14 protein-coding genes are annotated in these 17,321 nt (G+C 66.3%); 7 read left to right on the top strand and 7 right to left on the bottom strand.

Going from position 1 to position 17,321, the window contains the following annotated elements:
• Window positions 1-212: 212 nt before the first annotated feature.
• Both ACFWU5_RS13680 and ACFWU5_RS13675 read left to right on the top strand, forming a co-directional pair.
• Entirely contained in the window at window positions 213-1,910 is a 1,698-nt protein-coding gene (locus tag ACFWU5_RS13680; protein ID WP_379267387.1) for a cutinase family protein, read from the top strand.
• Window positions 1,911-2,197: 287 nt separating this feature from the next.
• Window positions 2,198-3,214: a hypothetical protein gene (locus tag ACFWU5_RS13675; protein WP_379267386.1), complete on the top strand. Its 1,017-nt coding sequence runs from the start codon at window positions 2,198-2,200 to the stop codon at window positions 3,212-3,214.
• Between the two features lie 58 nt (window positions 3,215-3,272).
• On the opposite strand, the gene ACFWU5_RS13670 is transcribed toward ACFWU5_RS13675, so the two are convergent.
• The gene (locus tag ACFWU5_RS13670; RefSeq protein ID WP_379267385.1) at window positions 3,273-4,292 is read right to left on the bottom strand and encodes a ParB/Srx family N-terminal domain-containing protein; all 1,020 of its coding nucleotides are present in this window, start codon (window positions 4,290-4,292) and stop codon (window positions 3,273-3,275) included.
• A gap of 268 nt (window positions 4,293-4,560) precedes the next feature.
• Here ACFWU5_RS13670 and ACFWU5_RS13665 point away from each other — a divergent pair, with 268 nt between their 5' ends.
• The 3 genes from ACFWU5_RS13665 to ACFWU5_RS13655 all read left to right on the top strand — a co-directional run bounded on the left by ACFWU5_RS13665 (window position 4,561) and on the right by ACFWU5_RS13655 (window position 8,694).
• Window positions 4,561-5,919 carry a wax ester/triacylglycerol synthase family O-acyltransferase gene (locus ACFWU5_RS13665; RefSeq protein WP_379246740.1) on the top strand — a complete coding sequence of 453 codons (1,359 nt, stop codon included), beginning with the start codon at window positions 4,561-4,563 and terminating at the stop codon, window positions 5,917-5,919.
• Window positions 5,920-5,963: 44 nt separating this feature from the next.
• Window positions 5,964-7,082, top strand: coding sequence for a nitronate monooxygenase (locus tag ACFWU5_RS13660; protein ID WP_379267384.1), 1,119 nt, complete (start codon window positions 5,964-5,966; stop codon window positions 7,080-7,082).
• A gap of 154 nt (window positions 7,083-7,236) precedes the next feature.
• On the top strand, window positions 7,237-8,694 hold the full coding sequence (locus ACFWU5_RS13655) for a threonine/serine exporter ThrE family protein (RefSeq protein ID WP_379267383.1): 1,458 nt from the start codon (window positions 7,237-7,239) through the stop codon (window positions 8,692-8,694).
• On the opposite strand, the gene ACFWU5_RS13650 is transcribed toward ACFWU5_RS13655, so the two are convergent.
• A complete protein-coding gene (locus tag ACFWU5_RS13650; protein ID WP_379267382.1) occupies window positions 8,691-9,467 on the bottom strand; it encodes a GntR family transcriptional regulator in 777 nt (258 codons plus the stop codon). The two genes, ACFWU5_RS13655 and ACFWU5_RS13650, sit on opposite strands and share 4 nt — an antisense overlap.
• Window positions 9,468-9,764: 297 nt before the next feature.
• On the opposite strand from ACFWU5_RS13650, the gene ACFWU5_RS13645 reads away from it, so the two are divergent.
• Window positions 9,765-10,595: a hypothetical protein gene (locus ACFWU5_RS13645; protein WP_379267381.1), complete on the top strand. Its 831-nt coding sequence runs from the start codon at window positions 9,765-9,767 to the stop codon at window positions 10,593-10,595.
• Window positions 10,596-11,001: 406 nt separating this feature from the next.
• Here the strand turns inward: ACFWU5_RS13645 and ACFWU5_RS13640 are convergent, their stop codons facing one another.
• The 5 genes from ACFWU5_RS13640 to ACFWU5_RS13620 all read right to left on the bottom strand — a co-directional run bounded on the left by ACFWU5_RS13640 (window position 11,002) and on the right by ACFWU5_RS13620 (window position 15,965).
• On the bottom strand, window positions 11,002-13,374 hold the full coding sequence (locus ACFWU5_RS13640) for a YbhN family protein (RefSeq protein WP_379267380.1): 2,373 nt from the start codon (window positions 13,372-13,374) through the stop codon (window positions 11,002-11,004).
• 4 nt (window positions 13,375-13,378) lie between these two features.
• A complete protein-coding gene (locus tag ACFWU5_RS13635) occupies window positions 13,379-14,329 on the bottom strand; it encodes an MBL fold metallo-hydrolase (protein WP_379267379.1) in 951 nt (316 codons plus the stop codon).
• 77 nt (window positions 14,330-14,406) lie between these two features.
• Window positions 14,407-14,799 (bottom strand): RNA-binding S4 domain-containing protein, encoded by a 393-nt coding sequence (locus tag ACFWU5_RS13630; RefSeq protein WP_379267378.1) that lies wholly within the window; start codon window positions 14,797-14,799, stop codon window positions 14,407-14,409.
• A gap of 3 nt (window positions 14,800-14,802) precedes the next feature.
• A complete protein-coding gene (locus ACFWU5_RS13625) occupies window positions 14,803-15,336 on the bottom strand; it encodes a C40 family peptidase (protein WP_379267377.1) in 534 nt (177 codons plus the stop codon).
• 362 nt (window positions 15,337-15,698) lie between these two features.
• Entirely contained in the window at window positions 15,699-15,965 is a 267-nt protein-coding gene (locus ACFWU5_RS13620; protein WP_379267376.1) for a hypothetical protein, read from the bottom strand.
• A gap of 107 nt (window positions 15,966-16,072) precedes the next feature.
• On the opposite strand from ACFWU5_RS13620, the gene ACFWU5_RS13615 reads away from it, so the two are divergent.
• Window positions 16,073-17,254, top strand: a complete 1,182-nt coding sequence (locus ACFWU5_RS13615) for an AAA family ATPase (RefSeq protein WP_379245444.1) — start codon at window positions 16,073-16,075, stop codon at window positions 17,252-17,254.
• Window positions 17,255-17,321 lie beyond the last annotated feature (67 nt).

The raw sequence follows: 17,321 nt of genomic DNA, 5'->3' as shown, positions 1-17,321 counted from the left end.
GCCCGCTAACACCCGCGCAACAGGGCTGGCGCCGAAGCTGATGCTGTCGACTGCGACTGACGGTTCCATAGCAACAGCGCATGACCCCGGAAATGGGGGCGGTGGGTTCTGTTCCGGGTAGTAACGATCTGGCTGATGGGCGCGACATTGTTCGTGACATGCGGCCCTTCGGGGGGCCTGCCCACCTGTAGGTCATTCGGACGGGACATCACATGAATGTGCGTGAGTTTCTTGCGAAACATCGCATCGCTTCGGCAGTTGCCGCGCCCGCGGCGTTGGGAGTCGCGGCTGTTGTGGCCGCTTCGTTCGCTGTGACTTCGCAGCCCGCGTCGCCTGTTTACGAGCTGACGACGTCGGTGACCGAGTGTCGCGAGATGGTGACCATCTCGGTGGCGGGGCGCAATGACACGCCCGTCGCAGGCACCACCGCGATGCTGCTGGATGCGCACGGGAATCCGCTGCCTGCGGCGTTGTCGGGGGATCACAGCAGCGTGTGGGTGGATCCGGTGGTGAACGCGCCCCGCGATGACGTTGCCGAGGGTGATTACGCGGCGGTGTATATCGCGTACCCGGCCGATCTGGCGTCGTATGAGGACGCGGTGAACGCGGGTGTGGCCAACACGCAGCAGGTGATGCGGGAGATCTCGGTGGCCTGCCCGGACACCAAGTTCTCGATCGTTGGCTACAGCGAGGGCGCGGATGTGGCGCGTCGGGTCGCGGAGGGCATCGGCAACGACGATCCCTCCGACGGGTACACCACGGTGAACCCGGACGACGTGCTCGGTGTGGTGATGTTCGCCGACCCCGGTCGCAAGGCCGGTGACGGCACCTTCCTCGGCGCCGCGGACCCCAACCGCCCGGACAACTTCGACCAGAACTACTCCAACGGCGGCAAGCCGGTCTCGGGTTCGGGCATCACCACGGGCGCCGATTTCGGTGCGCTCAACGGCAAGATCGCGTCGTTCTGCTCCGAGGGTGACCTGACCTGCGCGGCGCCGGAGAACATCTCGCTGCTGCAGCTGGCCGCCAATGTGGGTCGCCAGATCAATATCGACGAACTCGAGCGCGCCGACCTCGAGCGCAACGGCCTGGCCGGCATCACGCCGGCGATGGGCCAGGACATGGCGTTCATGCTGGGTCGGATGGCGATGGCCGCGTTCGCCGATATCGGGTCGAACCCGAACTGGATGGCCAGCGACGAGACCTTCCTCGACGTGATGCTGAAGGTCTCCGACCCGGACTACAAGCCGGGCCAGACCACCACGCCGGTGAAGGCCGACGCGATCGCCGGCGAGCAGGTCTCGGCGCTGGCGTACCTGCCGCAGAAGATCTTCAACGAGATCGTCGGGCTGATCGTGACCAACCAGAACACGATTCCGGTGATCATGAACGACCCGTACCAGCTCACGTTGGGCCCCAACGGCACCGGTCACCACTTCGACTACTGGCGCGACTCCGACGCCGCGAACGGCAAGCCGCTGACCTCGGCGGAGTACGCGGCGGCGTGGCTGACCAACATGGCCAAGCAGGCGCAGGCCGGCGAGACCGTCGACACCAAGGCCGCGCCCGACGACGCGTCGGTGGCTGCCGCGCTGGCCGCGCCGACCAAGCCGGCGACGACTACGACGGCACCGTCGACCACGTCGAAGGCGAAGTCGACTACGACCACGCCGAAGCCGACTACGTCGAAGTCCACCACCACGAAACCGTCGACCACCACGCCGTCCACGACTGTGGCGCCGACGACGACCGCACCGGTGGTGACCGAGCCGCCGACCAAGAAGGCCGCCGAGCCGACCACCACGGTCGCCCCGACGACGACCGTGCCGCCCACCACGACCGTCGCACCGACCACCACGGTCGCGCCGACCACCACAGTTGCCCCGACAACCACTCCGTCGGCAAACTAGTCACGAAGAAACCCCGGCGGGTCGGCATTGCGCTGGCCCGCCGGGGTTTTCTGTATGCGACTGGCGTAATCGACCAATTCGACCGCCTTCGGCCCGAATATCGGTCAATAGGGCCGCACATTGGTCGATTACGCCAGTCAGCACCCGGTGGGCATCACATCACGGCTGCCCGATGATTCGGATATCGCACCGCTGGTCGACGTCGAGCACCGCGCTCGCGCACCGAACTTCGGGTGCGACGCGCCGATCATGGTGACTGTTGCGGGTACCGGTGCAATGATCGCTGGGTGACTCAGTGGCTTCCCCTCCTCGGCTCGCTCCCCGTCGCCGGTGCAGTTCTGGTCGGCGTGCTGGCCAACAACCGAACACACCGTGACGGCATCGCGGCCGCGGACGAGCGCGGGCGGCAGGCGCTGGATGCCGCGCAGCGCCATGTCGAGCTGTCGAACATGGTGGGTGACCAGCGCGATCACCAGGCGTGGCGGCGGGAAGCCGTGTTGGCCGCGGTCGCTTCGATTCTGGAGACCTCGGCGTCGGTGCGCGCGGATCTGACCACCTGCGGTGAGTGGGATCTGGTGACCGTCGACGAGATCGACCGGGTCGGGGCGCAGATTCACAAGGTGATCTGGGAGGGGCCCAACAGCATGTTGACGCGCCTTCGGGTGGTGGCGCATCGTCGGATTCCGAACAAGTGTGAAGACTTGCTGCGCACGTTGACTGCCGCCCAGCACATCACGATGCAGCGGCTCAAACTGCATATCGATGTGGAAGCCACCGTCGATGAGCTGGAGGAGATGGCGTCGCTGTGGCAGAAGGCGATGCGTCACGCGGCCGAGCAGGAGCGGGCGCTGGTGGAGATCACCCGGATCGAACTCGGGATCGAGATCGCGTCGAAGGGTGTCGAGGCTGTTGCGGTGCGGCAGCCGGCGGTAGCTGAACCTCGTTCGGAGGAGGTCGAATTCGCGGAGGTCACCCCGGAGCGCCCGACTCAGCCGGCCGCACCCATGGGGTACGCCGAGCCTGAACAGCTGGCCGAGCCTCAGCAAAACGCCGAATCTCAGCGATACGCCGAGCCTCAGCAGTCGGCCGAGCCGCAGCAGTCGGCCGAGCCCCAGCAGTACGCCCAGCCCCAGCAGTCGGCCCAACAGCAGTACGCCGAGCCTCAGCAGTCGACCCAGCAGCAGCCGATCGAGCCTCAGCAGCACCCAGAGACAGCCGAGGCGCCGCACTCGAATACAGCACCGCGGGAAGATGATCCGCGCGAAACCGCCGACACACGCGACGCTCACACCGTCAAAGTCTGACCCCGAACACCAAAGCGGGCCGCGACATCTACTGTCGCGGCCCGCTTTTCGTCAACGACTACTTGAAGGCGAGCATGTAAGCCAACTTGCCCGGCTTCTCATCGCTGAACGGCTTGGCCAGCTTGGCGAATTCCTTCTCGTTGAACGCGGCCATCTTGCCCAGCTGTGCCGCGGTCTTCCCGTCGCTCACAACGGCATTCGGGTCGAGCGCGACCATCGCGGTGGCGATGTTGCGGATCAGCTGCAGGTAGGCGGCATGGTCGGCGATGTTGGCACCTTCGGGGCGCAGTGCCGGGTCGGTCTGGGCGCGCAGCCAACGGCCCCAGTAGAACTCCTGGAATGCCGGGCCGCCGTCCTGGGTGTAGCTGATGTCGCGGGCGAAATACAGTGCGGCGCGGTAGGGGTCGTTGCCGAACTGCGCGAGCCCGAGTTTGGTGGGCAGCTGCTGCGGGGTGATGGGCTGGTCGGCGGCGTTGCGCAGCCAGGTCCAGCCCTTCTGCTGCATGGTCTGCCAGAAGGCGGCGGGGTTCTGGTCGGACAGGTTGCCGGTGATGCGCACGCGGATGCGGGTGTTGGGGCCCGCGCCGGGGGTTTCGGTGTAGGCGGTGAAGGAGTGGTGGCCGTCGGTGAGGTAGAGGTCGCCGTGCGGGCCGACCACGGCGGTCTTCATCTTCGCGATGGTGGCCGGGGTCTCCGCGCCGAGGGCGACCTTGCAGCTGAACGAGCTCGGATCCGACAGGCGCGCACCGGGATTGGCCGACGCGGCTTCCTTCTGACCGTTGTCCTCACACCAGTCGTCGAACTGCTTGTTGATCGCGTCCTTGCCCTGCGTGTAGCGGCCGAGCTTGTAGAAGACCTCGTCGTGGCCCAGCGACGGCTGGGTGGGGTGTAGGTCGGCCAGCGACACCTCGACCAGCTGGTCGACTTTCGCGTCGCAGTAGTTGCCGGGGTTGCTGTTGCCGGGCGCGCACGGGAAGTTGCCGTTGCCGGGCTGGGCCTGGGTCAGCGTGGTGGTCGATCCGAACAGACCGGCCGCGATGGCGACCATGGTCACTGTCCGGCGCAAAGTGGTGTGCATACGGCGAGAACTCCTACTACGGCGAAACGTCGCCGCACCCGTGTGGACGCGGCCCGCTGTTTGTAATCACCTCGAACGTCCGGCACTGATCCGCGAATTGAACATCGGGCGAACACCATGTCGTAGGTCATGGTCTGATCGTTCGCGTGACGCGACTGCGTACGGCCGGGTAACTTGGGTATACGGCACGCAGGGGTGCCGAACCCGACAGCGTGGTCGATCGACAACACACATGTACGAACCCACTCTCGTCAGGGGGCGATCTGTCATGGATTTCATCGCGCCGTTGGATGCGCTTTTTCTGCTCGCGGAATCTCGTGAGCACCCGATGCACGTGGGCTCGCTGCAGCTGTTCGAACCGCCGGAGGATGCCGGTCCCGAATATCTGCGCGAGTTCCGCGATGCGCTGTTGGCCGACAAGGACGTTCGGCCTACGTTCAGTAAGCGCCCGGCCACGTGGCTGGGGGCGCCGCAGATGGCGTGGACCCATGACGACAGCGTCGACCTGGACTATCACGTGCAGCGCAGCGCCCTGCCCGCGCCGGGCCGCATCGGCCAGTTGCTCGACCACACGTCGGCCCTGCACAGCGGACTGTTGGACCGGCATCGGCCGATGTGGGAACTGCATTTCGTCGAAGGTCTGGCCGACGGACGGTTCGCGCTGTATTCGAAGATGCACCACTCCCTGGTCGACGGTGTGTCCGCGCAGCGCATCATGCGCCGCACGTTGACCACCGATCCGTTCGCGACCGACTTCATGCGCCCGTGGAATTTGCCGCGCAAGCAGCGCCCGGAAGCGTTGGGTAGCAATAAGTCTCGACTGGGCAGCATCATCGATACCGTGTCGTCGGCACGTTCGTCGACCACCGCGTTGATGAAGGCGACCCGCACCGGACTGCTGCAGCAGCAGCTGACCCTGCCGTTCGAGGCGCCGCGCACGCTGTTCAATGTGCCGATCGGCGGCGCGCGGAAATGCGCGGTGCGGAGCTGGTCGATGGATCGCGTGAAGCAGGTGAAGAAGGCCACCGGTGCCACGGTCAACGATGTGGTGTTGGCGATGTCGGCGGGCGCGTTGCGGTCATATCTGTTGGAGCGCAACGCTTTACCGGACAAGCCGATGATCGCGCTGGTGCCGATGTCGTTGCGCGAAGAAGACGATGTCGATACCCAAGGCGTGAAAGTGGCTGCGCTGCTGTGCAATCTGGGTACCGATGTGGCGGATCCGCTGGAACGACTCCGGGTGATCAGCGAGTCCACGCGTCGCAACAAAGAGGTGTACCGCTCGCTCACGCCGACGCAGACGTTGGCGATGGCCGGGGTGATGTTGAGTCCGTTGGCGGCGATGCTGCTGCCGGGGTTCGCGTCGCTTGCCACGCCGCCGTTCAACATCGTGATCTCGAATGTGCCGGGTTCGCGGGAGTCGCTGTACTGGAACGGTTCTCGACTGGATGCCACCTATCCGCTGTCGATCCCGCTCGACGGGCAGGCGGTCAACATCACGCTCACCTCCAATGGCGACAACCTCGATTTCGGCCTGGTCGGCTGCCGTCGCACCCTGCCGGACCTGCATCGATTGCTCGATCATCTCGAGGATTCGCTGACCGCGATGGAGGACGCGGCGCTGTAGAAATTTCCCCTTCGAGGGCAAACTAGAACGTGTTACAGTTCGGTATGCGTACCGAATTCTGCGAACAGCTCGGCATCGAGTTCCCCCTTTTCGCCTTCACCCACTGCCGCGACGTCGTGGCGGCGGTGAGCAACGCGGGCGGGCTCGGGGTGCTCGGCGCGGTCGGTTTCACCGCCGAACAACTCGAGGTGGAGCTGGCCTGGCTCGACGAACACGTCACCGGGATCTACGGCGTGGACCTGGTGATCCCGTCGAAGTACGAGGGCAAGGGCATCGACGACCTGTCCCCCGAACAGCTGGAAAAGCAACTGGCGCAGATGGTTCCGCAAGGCCATCGCGACTTCGCCCAGCAGATCCTGTCCGATCACAACGTGCCCGCGCTGCCCGACGGCGAGCACCACAACGAGCTGCTGGGCTGGACCTCCACCACCGCGGGCCCGCAGGTCGACGTGATCCTGAACCACCCCAAGGCCAAGCTGGTCGCCAACGCGCTGGGCACCCCGCCCGCCGACGTGGTCAAGCGGATCCAGGATTCGGGGCGGGTGATCGGCGCGCTGTGCGGGTCGGTGAAGCACGCGATGAACCACAAGGCCGCGGGCCTGGACTTCGCGGTGTGTCAGGGTACCGAGGGTGGCGGGCACTGCGGTGAGGTGTCGTCGCTGGTGCTGTGGCCGCAGGTGATCGAGGCCGTGGGCGACATGCCGGTACTGGCCGCGGGCGGTATCGGCAACGGCGCGCAGGTCGCGGCAGCGTTGGCGATGGGCGCGGCGGGTGCGTGGACCGGGTCGCTGTGGCTCACCGTCGAAGAAGCGAATGTGCCTCCCGCGCAGATGGATACGTATCTCGAGGCGTCCAGCCACGACACGATTCGCTCGCGGTCGTGGACCGGCAAGCCGTGCCGCATGCTGCGCAACGACTGGACCGACGCGTGGGAATCCACCGACACTCCCGACCCGCTGCCCATGCCGTTGCAGATGATGGTGGCGCTGGACGGGGTCAAGCGCGGGCATCGTTACCCCGAGGCGGCGCGGGACGTGAACTTCAACCCGGTCGGCCAGGTGGTCGGCATGATGAACAAGGTCGAACGCAGCTCCGACGTGATCAACCGCCTGGTGCAGGAGTACGTCACCGCGTGTGACCGGCTCACTGCGTTGAACGGCTGACGCCCGCTGTACCGGACCTCAGGAACCGGACTCCGCCGGTTGCTGGGTCCGCCCACTGAGCGCAACAGCTACTACACTCGGCATATCTGACCTGCGGGGCGGTACCGAGCCCACCGTCGCGCGGCATTGCCCAACGGTTGCGGACGGCGGTGACATGGCTTCGGAGGAATACGCGAGCAAGACCTGGAAGGTGGCCAGGCGCCGAGTCACTCACGCCATCGCCAAGGTCCGTTCCGAATACGAGAAGGCACCGCCCAAGCCCACGCACCACAAACCACCGGCCGACCCGCCCGTGCCCGCCGATCTGTTGAACCTGCTGTGTCGCATCGGCGTGGCGCTGGTGGGTGCCGGGGAGACCTCGGCGGCGGTCCAGACCATTCTGGACAAGCTGTCGCGCCGCTACGGCACCGACAATATCCACTTCATGGTGCTGCCGACCGCGGTGTTCGTGCGGGTCCACACCGACGACGGCTCCGCGCTGGACATGCTCGACGCGCGGGTGGGCACGCTGCCGTTGGATCAGATCGCCGGCCTGTACCGACTGATCGACCAGATCCAGGACGACGCGCCGCCGCCGAGCGAGGCGTCGAAGTCGCTGGACAAACTCCTGACCCAGAAACCCGGCAGTCCACCGTGGCTGATCCTGGTCGGCCAGGTGGTGCTGACCGTGGGCGTGGGCATGATGCTCAATCCGGGGGCAAAGGCCCTCATCGGCTATGTGGTGCTCGGCCTGGTGGTCGGCGTGTTGACCCAACTCGCCGACAAGGTGAAGTTGCTGTCGATGGCGTTGCCGGTGGTCGCGTCGGCGGTGGTCGCGGTGCTCGCGTTCGCGTTTCCGGGCACGCTGGCCGGTGGGCAACCACAGCAGTTGCTGATTCCGGCGGTCGCGACGCTGCTGCCGGGGGCGATGCTCACCAACGGCACCATCGAGTTGGCGACCGGGTCGATGGTGGCCGGTGCCAGCCGGGTGGTCTACGGCATCAACATGCTGTTTCTGCTCGCACTGGGTTCCTATGTGGGGATCAGTGTGCTCGGGCACCTGTCCGATGTACCGGTCAGCCACGCCCAATTGGGTTGGTGGGCACCGATACTCGGGGTGCTGCTGATCGGGTACGGGCATTCGTGGCGGTCCAGCGCGCCGGCGAACTCGGTGGGCTGGCTGCTGCTGGTCCTGTATGTCACCTATGCGGCGCAGTTTCTCGGCAAGCACGTGTCCGGGCCGCTGACCGGCACTTTCCTCGGCGGGCTCGTAGCGGTGAACGCCGCGTATCTGATCCAACGGCGCAAGCACGCACCGCCCACGCAGGTGGCGTTCCTGCCCGCGTTCTGGATGCTGGTGCCCGGCGGAATCAGTCTCACCGGCATCTCCGATCTGGTGATGCACAACAACAACTCCGGTGCCGCGGGCAGCCTGGAAGTGCTGGTCTCGGCGTTGCTGTCGGTGATGTCGATCGCGCTCGGGGTGATGGTGGGGTCGGGGCTGGCCACCGCGCATACGCCGGAGTTGGGCACGATCTTGAAAACCATGCCACACAACCTTCCGCATCACCTGCCGTGGCATCACGCCTCGGCCGACGCCGCGAAGAAATCCGACTCAGACAGCGGCTCTTAGACCGCCGAGCTCAATCGCGTGACCGTGCCCACCGGTGACTCGCCGACGAGTTCGTCGAAACGCGCGGTCACCTTCTGGTGGTACAGCGTGAACAGGTCGTCGAACAGCGCCAGTTGCGCTTCGCTTGGCGCGGATTCGACGTCCCACATCGCCAGCAGCGCCCGCCACACGAGCACGTGCAGGTCGGCGGCGACGGCGAAATAGGCGGTCACGGCTTCGGGAACTTCCACGACCATGTCCGCGATCGAATTCAACACCGCGCGTTGCATGGTCATCCCGAGCACGCCCAGCAGCTTGCGGACCAGGGCGATCTCGGCCTCGATGATCTGGATGTGGTCGGGTTCGGGCCGACGGGCCATCGCCTCGAGTGCATCGACGGCGGCGGTGAGTTCGACCTGATCGAGCACCTTCGGGCCGAGGGTGTAGGCCAGCAGCGCCTCGCCGACGATGCCGCGTTCCACCTCGACGATGTCGGCGAACATCTCCGCGGCCACGGCGGGGGCGGTGATGGAGAACCGGAACAGGTGCCGGTAGACGTCCATGCCGCCCTCGACGCGCACGTCCCGGATGGTGAATCCCTTGCCGCGTCGGGCCTGCACGAATCCGTAGGACTCCAGTCGGCCGAGGATGAGTTGCGCGGTGGCGCGGTTCATGCCGAATTCCTCGGCGACCTGGCGTACCGACGGCATGAGATCGCCTGGCCGATATTCGCCGGTGGCTACGCGACGCGCCAATTCATCGGCGACGTCGGCGACCACCGTCCGGGATCCCATGAAGACACCTCTCGGTTCACGAATCGGCTACGTCCCAGACAGTTTAGGCGGTGAAACCCCAGCCCGCACGCACCTACGCGCGCTGTGGGGCGGTTCACGTCCACGGCCGTTCACCATCAGGAACCGACCGAACGGGATGTTCGGCAAGTAGTGAGCAATCCTGTCGATCATGTCGCGCCCGAGACCCGACCGGGGAAAATATCCCCCGATAACGCGCACATCTGGATCAGACAGCGTCGCGCACACCGTGATTGAATACGCAGGCAACAGGGCAGCTAAACATCCACGGAGGAAAATGTGAGAACCACTCGGCTCGCAGCGAGCGCGGTTACCGCACTCGCCCTGATCGCAGGCCTGTCCGGCTGTAGCAAAGACAAAGAAGACCACTCGGCGCACGCCTCGAGCACCACGGCGGCACCGACGACAACCGCGACCACTTCCGCGGCGAAGCTCACCGGCAGCTCGGCCGCACCCCTGCCGCCGCCCAGCCCCACCCATCCCCCCGCTCCCGCACCCGCCCCGCTGACCGATGTCGACTGCGGCCCGGTCACCGGCGGCAACGGCGCGACCGCCCACGTCATCGCGTTCGCCTCCGACGCGGGCCGCCCCGGCTGCACCGAGGCCATCAACGTCGTGTCCGACTACCTGGACGTGCCCCGCACCGGCGATGCCGCCGCAGTAGACGGCTGGACCTGCGAGCCCCAACCCGACACCGCAGTCCCCCACATCTGCTTCAACGGCGGCCTGACCATCGGCCTACGCGGCGACGCCGCCCCCGCTTCCCCACCCCCACCCGCACCCACCCCCGTCCGCACGGTCGACCCGACCAAGCCCCCCGTGACCACCACCAGCAGCGTCCCGCCCGCCCCCTCCCCTGACGTAGAGGACGTGAACTGCGGCCCCGTCACCGACGCCGGCGGCGCCACCCGCCACGTAATCGCCATCGGCAACACCGCAGGCCGCCCCGGCTGCACCGAGGCCATCAACGTAGCCACCGCCTACGTCACCACGATCGCCCCCTCGGATTCCGTTGTGGTGCAAGGCTGGCAGTGCAACTCCCAACCAGACACCACAACCCCGTCGGTGTGCTCGAAAGACGGCCTTGTGATTGCGTTGCGCGCCAACTGATCCCCCGTTTCAAAGCCGGCCCCGCAATCGCATTGCACGCCAGCTAATCCGCCCATTCCGAGCCTGCCCCGCAATTACACTGCGCCACAACAGATCCGGCCGTCCGCACTCTCCCAGCCCCGCACACCCGACCCATAGGGAGGGTCCGCCGCGAAGCGGCGGTAGCGGCCCCTCAGGGGCCGCGCTCGAGCGCGCCAGCGCTCCAAAAACACAGCCTCAAACAACCCGGGACCACTCAAACCCTGAAGCTCTGCCACACAAGACCCCCCGGGACCACTCAACCTCTGAAGCTCTGCCAAACAAGACCCCCCAGACCACCAACACCCCGAAGCTCTGCCACACAAATCCAGTCCAGACCACGAGGCTCGAGCCATCACCCACTACCTCAAATCACGTACCCTCGAGCTCAGATCATGTCCTTCTTGTCCAACCAACGCATGACAGGCCACCCCAAAGCAACTGGGATCCAACAGGTTAGGACGCGGTAGAGCAGCACAGCAGGAACCGCGATCTCCGCCGGAACCCCAAAAGCCGCGAGACCACCGATCAACGCAGCCTCGACCGCACCAACACCACCCGGTGTCGGCGCGGCCGAGGCCAGCGTCCCGCCGATCATCGTGACAATAGTGACGGTGACGAAATTCGTCCCCCCACCGAAGGCTTCGATCGCAGTCCACAACGCCAGCGCCTGACCAAGCGTGATCGCCCCACAACCACCCACGATGATCACAAACCGCTTCGGATCCTTCGCCAGGTCAGCCAGCTCACCGAGAACCTCTTTGAGTTGCGGCCGCACAGAGTGATTCACCCACCGGCGCAGAGTCGGCACGAACATGAACGCGCCGATCAACCCAACCCCCACGCCAGCGATCAGATACAGCACGGTCGCATCGGGCACGATGTGGGCCAGATTGGTGGAAGTACCAGCCACCACGCTGAACACCACCAGCAGCACCAGGTGCGTGATCACCTGCATCGACTGTTGCAGGGCCACTGCGGCCGTCGCGCGCAGTGTCGACATGCCCGCTTTCTGCAGGAACCGCACGCTCAGCGCCAACCCGCCCACACCGGCGGGCGTGGTGGTGGCCACGAACGTGTTGGCCAGCTGTTCCAGCAGCAGGTCGCGCATTCGAACAAGGCCGTCCGCGCACGCACCCAGCGCCGCGGCGGCACCGACGTAGGTCAGCCCGGATACTGCCAGGCCCGCCAGCGCCCACCACCAGTTCAGCGTGCGTAGCTGGCTGAAGAAGGTCGGGACCTGGCTGAAGAACGGGTAGGCCACGTAGACCAGGGCGACCAGCAGCACGAGTTGGATGATCTGGTTGCGGGAGAAGCGGGTGATCTGTTCGGGTTGGATGCGGTCGTGGCCGGTTTGCCTGCGCACTTCCTCGCGCGCGGTGGACATCACCTTCTTCCACTGCGGCACCGACTTTCGGATGCCGACCGACATCGCCGATTTCGTCAAACGTCGTGCGGCATAGGCGACTTCGTCTTCGCCCAATACCTCGATCGCCGCCGAGACGGCCTCGTGTTTGCCGTAGAGCGAGGTGGTGGTCACCAACAGTTGCGCGATATCGGTCTGGGTTTGCGCTTGCGCGGCACCGAATTCCGCGGTGGCGAAACCACCGAAGAGCGTGTCCCCCTGGGCAACTCGCACATAGTCCGGTTGCATGTCGCCGAGGCTGATCTGGTTTTCGTGCAGGTGCACCAGCCCTCGCCACACCCCCGGCAGCACCTGCGCGGACAGCGTCGCGATCGGTGTTCCGCGAGGCACGGTGTGCGCGTACAACATCCAGCCGCGCGCCATCCCGGCCACCGCGACCTGATGACAGTCGGCCATCCCGAAGTCACCGATCGCGATGCCCATCAGCGCCCGGTGTTCCACCGCCCGGTGCATCGAACCGTGCAGCGGCGCGGTCTCGTCGGAGCGGAAGGTGATCCACCGCCACAGCTGCCGGATGGCGCCGAAGCTGCGCTGGTTCTTGCCGTACAGCTCGACGTAGATCTCGTCTTCGGGTCCGTCGACCTTGGTGGCGAGCAGCAGCGGTCCGCGCCCGGCCGGTCGGTCGACCCGGAAGGATTTCACGGTGTATCCGCGCCCGGCCAGCACCCGCACGGCGGCGTCGAGGGGCACTTCGAGTGCGGGCGTGCCGACCAGCCAGACGATCACCGCGCCGACCAGCCACCCGACCACCAGCCCGAGCATGGCCCGCGCGGGCACCACCGAGCTCACCACCAGGTGGATCGGCGCGAACATCAACAGCAGGAACCACATCCAGCGCCGCGGTGTTACCGGCAGCCAGGGGCTGGACACGGTGAGCATGGCCGCGAGCATGGCGATCCAGCGCGGGTCGTCGAGGAATTGCGACAGGAAGGTGTCGAAGCGGTCGGGTACGGGCAGGTGCCATTTCGGGGTGGAGATGCCGGCGCCGGTGATCGACAGGGCCAGCACCGCAAGCGCGCCCGCCGCCGCGTAGCCGAACAGCAGCTTCCACTGCCTGCGCAGCAGGAGTTCGATGAAGATCGCGAACGGTAGCGCCAGGATGAGCATGCCGTAGATCAGGTAGACCATGGTCGATTGGTCTTGGCTGAGGAAGCCGACGATTTCGGCCACCGAGCTCTCCAGCGCCAGCCATTCCGGGCGGGTGATCAGGGAACCGGCGATCACCACGGCCAGCGCGATCACGGCCAGCACGACCCGCACGATGTCACTGGTACGTCTGATCAGCGGCTGCAGAAGCTTTCCCGTTACCGGGATCTCCCGACCGTCGACTCGCATGAAGTCACTGTATTTGAGGTGTCACGCGAGCAGCCACCGCCGCACGGTCGTGACCGGGGATTACTTCGATCTCGGGAGGCAGCGCGTGCAGGCGATGGATGGTTTCGAAGGCCTTGTCGCGGTCGGCGTCGAACAGTTCGCCGACCAGCGGGGCGGTTTCGCGCACGAGGTCGATTTGCAGGGTGCTCCACACGGCGTCGCCCGCGAGCAGGACGTGGGTGCCGTCGTCGACGGCGAGCAGGATGCCGACGCTGCCGGGGGTGTGGCCGGCCAGGTCGACGATCTGGACGGAGCCGTCGCCGAACAGGTCGTGGCTGCGGGGGAAGGTGAGCACGGGCGGGCCGTCGAGTTCGTAGAGGTCGAAGGCGCGGCCGCGCAGGGGGCCACGGGCCACGCCGAGCGGGGCGTGCGCGCCGGTCATGGCCCAGCGGTATTCGGCGGCGGGCACGCGGATCGGGACCAGGCCGGGCAGTTCGTACAGGCCCGCGACGTGGTCCCAGTGCAGGTGGGTGGGGAGGACGAAGTCGATGTCGTTGCCGGTGAGGTCGTGCGCGGCCAGCACTTCGCTCAGGCCGTGGACCGGGTTGTCGGGGGCGACCAGCAGTGGCACCGGGAACGGGAGTTCGGGCAGTACTCGCTGGTGCACGCCCGCGCAGACCGCCGGGTCGACCAGGAAGGTGGCCTCGGGGTGGCGGATCAGGAAGGCCGACATGGTCAGCGGGGTCGATCGCAGAGTGCGCACGCCCTCGGCGACGATGGCGGTGGGGGCGGACAGGTGCGCTTGGACCAGTGCGGTGAGGCCGACGGTGGTGTGCGCGGGCGGGATCGGGGCGCAGTCGAGGGTGTCGAGGAAGGTGGCGTCGGCGGTGCGTGGGCGCAGCAGGCGCGGACCGGTGGCTACGACGGCGACGAGACAGGCAAGAACCGTCGATAACATCGTCGTTCGCTCACCCATAGGTGCCACCGTAGGCGATCGCCCAGACCCCTACCACCTGGCCAGGTGAGGCGGGTGGCGGTGGCGATAATCCAGGCTTACTCGACGCGGCCCATGAGCCGATCTGTTTCGCGCCGTTCACGTTTCGTGGGTCGACCGGCACCGCGCTCGCGTTGCGGCAGCAGCGCGAGGACTTCCTTCGGGGGCGGCGGCGGGGAGCGGTCGATCAGGCACTGGGCGGCGACCGGCGGGCCGACTCGTTTGTGAATGATCCGCTCGACCACGACGATGCGTTCCAGACCCGCGTGGCGGACCCGGATCTCGTCACCGGGGCGTATGGTCAGCGCCGGTTTCGCGGTGACCCCGTTAACGCGCACATGCCCGGCGCGACAGGCTTCTGCCGCGGCCGAGCGTGTTTTGAACAGGCGCACCGCCCAGGTCCACGCATCCACGCGGGCTTGGGTGTCGGAGCGCTGTTGCGCGGGGGTCACCCCTTAGACGATACGACGAGCCGTGACGATGTCGTCAGCCGAGAGCTGGGTGTAGGACACCGGGGTGCCCGACTGCACGGCGTTGAGCAGCTGACCGTTGCCGGCGTAGATGCCGACGTGGCCGCCACCGTTGGTGATCACGATGTCACCGGCCTGCAGGTTGTCGAACGACACCGGCGCGCCCACGTGGGACTGCTCGAAGCTGGTGCGCGGCAGTTCGACACCGGCCTGACGGTAGGCCCACTGCACGAGGCCGGAGCAGTCGAAGCTGGCCGGACCGGCCGCGCCCCAGTTGTACTGGGCGCCGACCTTGCCGCGGGCGGCGTCGAGGGCGATGTTGCCCGGGGACTGCTGCTGCTGGGAGAACGGGTTCTCGAATTCGACGCTGGGGAGCTGCGGTGCGGCCTGGCCCTGCGGGGCGACCATTGCCTGCAACTGCTTCTCGACCTGCTGGGCCGGCTGCTCGAGCTCGGGCGGCAGGTCGAAGTTACCCAGACCCGGAATGTTGATCGTGGCTGCCTGCGAAAGCGCGGGCATCGCACCGGTTGTAGCGGCCACCGCACCCAGAACGAGTGCACCCTTGACGGAATTCGGCAGTCGAGAATCCCGCTGCAAGCTGTGTTTACCCACCGAGACGAGTCTCCGATCTTGCTTCTCTCCCGCCGGTTTCGTCGCGAATCGCGGTGGCGATGACGACTATTCGGCGGTGACCCAATGGCGCCGCTTCTCTGACGAACCGACAGACTCCACTAAGTCACAGGAAGATTACGGCCTGTGATGCACGCTGTCCAGCGAAGCACGCAAGTTGTTTTCCTGCAGCCGGAAAAGCCCAGAACAGCGGCACTTTCACCGGCGTGTCGGCGCGGGTAACGATTTGATCGGCGTTGCGGCGCGTCGCGTTACCGATCGCGGTCGGTGCCGGCGCGTTCGAGTTCGGCGATGCGGGTGCGGGCGTCGGCCAGGTCGATCTCGAGCCTGCCCAACATGATCAGCAGCGGCCCCAGCGCCAGGGTGGCCAGCGCTTCCGGTGGCAGTTCATACCCCTCTTCGAGCGTGGCCTCCAGCGTGGCCTGCAGGTTGCGCCGGACCGAGTCGGCCAGATGCGCGCCCTGCGGCAGCGGCCAGGCGGCCACCATCTCGGCAGCGGACTTCGGTTGCTCGGACATCGCTCCCCTTCGCCATCACGGACTTCTCTGCTGTTCGCTAGCAGTATCTAGGACACAGCCCAGAGTTACCGAGATTCTGGTGTGCACACGCGCTACGGTTATCCGGCATGGACCCCGTGCGCAATCCGTATGCACCCGGCGCAGGCCAGCGTCCGCCCGAATTGGCCGGGCGCGACAAACAACTCGCGGCCTTCGACATCGTGCTCGAGCGCATCGCCCGCGGCCGCCCCGAACGCAGCGTGATGCTCACCGGCCTGCGTGGCGTGGGAAAGACGGTGCTGCTCAACCAACTTCGCTCCGCGGCGATCTCGCGGAACTGGGGCACCGGCAAGATCGAGGCCAGACCCGACCAGGATCTGCGCAGGCCGTTGTCGTCGGCATTGCACATGGCGGTGCGCGCGATCGCGATGTCGGCGCGCAATGCCGAGCAGGTCGACGACTTCCTCGGCATTCTCAAGGCGTTCGCGTTGCGCGCCACCGCGGACAAGGGGATGCGCGAGCGTTGGCAGCCCGGCATCGATGTGCCCGCGGTGACCGGTCGCGCGGATTCCGGCGATATCGAGATCGACCTGATCGAACTGTTCAAAGAGGCTGCGGCGCTTGCCGCGGACATCGGTGTGGGGATCGCGATCTTCATCGACGAGATGCAGGATCTGGGCCCGGCGGATGTGTCGGCGATCTGCGGTGCGTGCCATGAGCTGAGCCAGGACGGTGCGCCGTTGATCGTGGTCGGGGCGGGTCTGCCGCATCTGCCCGCGGTGCTGTCGGCGTCGAAGAGTTACTCCGAGCGACTGTTCAGTTATCACCGGATCGATCGGTTGGATCGCGAGTCGGCGGACCTGGCGTTGATCGCGCCGGCCGAGCGTGAGGACGTGAAGTTCACCGAGACGGCGTTGGACTCGCTGTACCAAAGAGCTGATGGTTACCCGTATTTCGTGCAGGCGTACGGCAAGGCCGCGTGGGATCAGGCGCCGGAGAGTCCTATCACCGCCGAGGATGTCGCGGTGGCTTCTCCCGCTGCCGAGGAGGAATTGGCGGTGGGTTTCTTCGGGTCTCGCTACGAACGAGCGACGCCTGCTGAGCGCGAGTACATGCGGGCCATGGCCGACCTGGCGGGTGACGATGCGCCGGTCGCTACCTCGGCGGTCGCGGCGGAGTTGGGAAGGAAGCCCGCGTCGGTGTCGCCCGCGCGCGACGGGCTGATCAAGAAGGGGCTGATCTACTCGGCCGAACGCGGCACGATCGGGTTCACGGTTCCGCATTTCGGTCGATATCTGCGCAGTGTATGAGTTTCTTCCTGACTCTTGGTTGCCTACTAGAAAACTGTAGAAACTCCTGTCGAGCATCAACTCGATA

It is taken from the genome of Nocardia sp. NPDC058640 (assembly GCF_042716995.1).
Classification (GTDB): domain Bacteria; phylum Actinomycetota; class Actinomycetes; order Mycobacteriales; family Mycobacteriaceae; genus Nocardia.
This window is presented reverse-complemented; position numbering and strand designations above follow the sequence as displayed.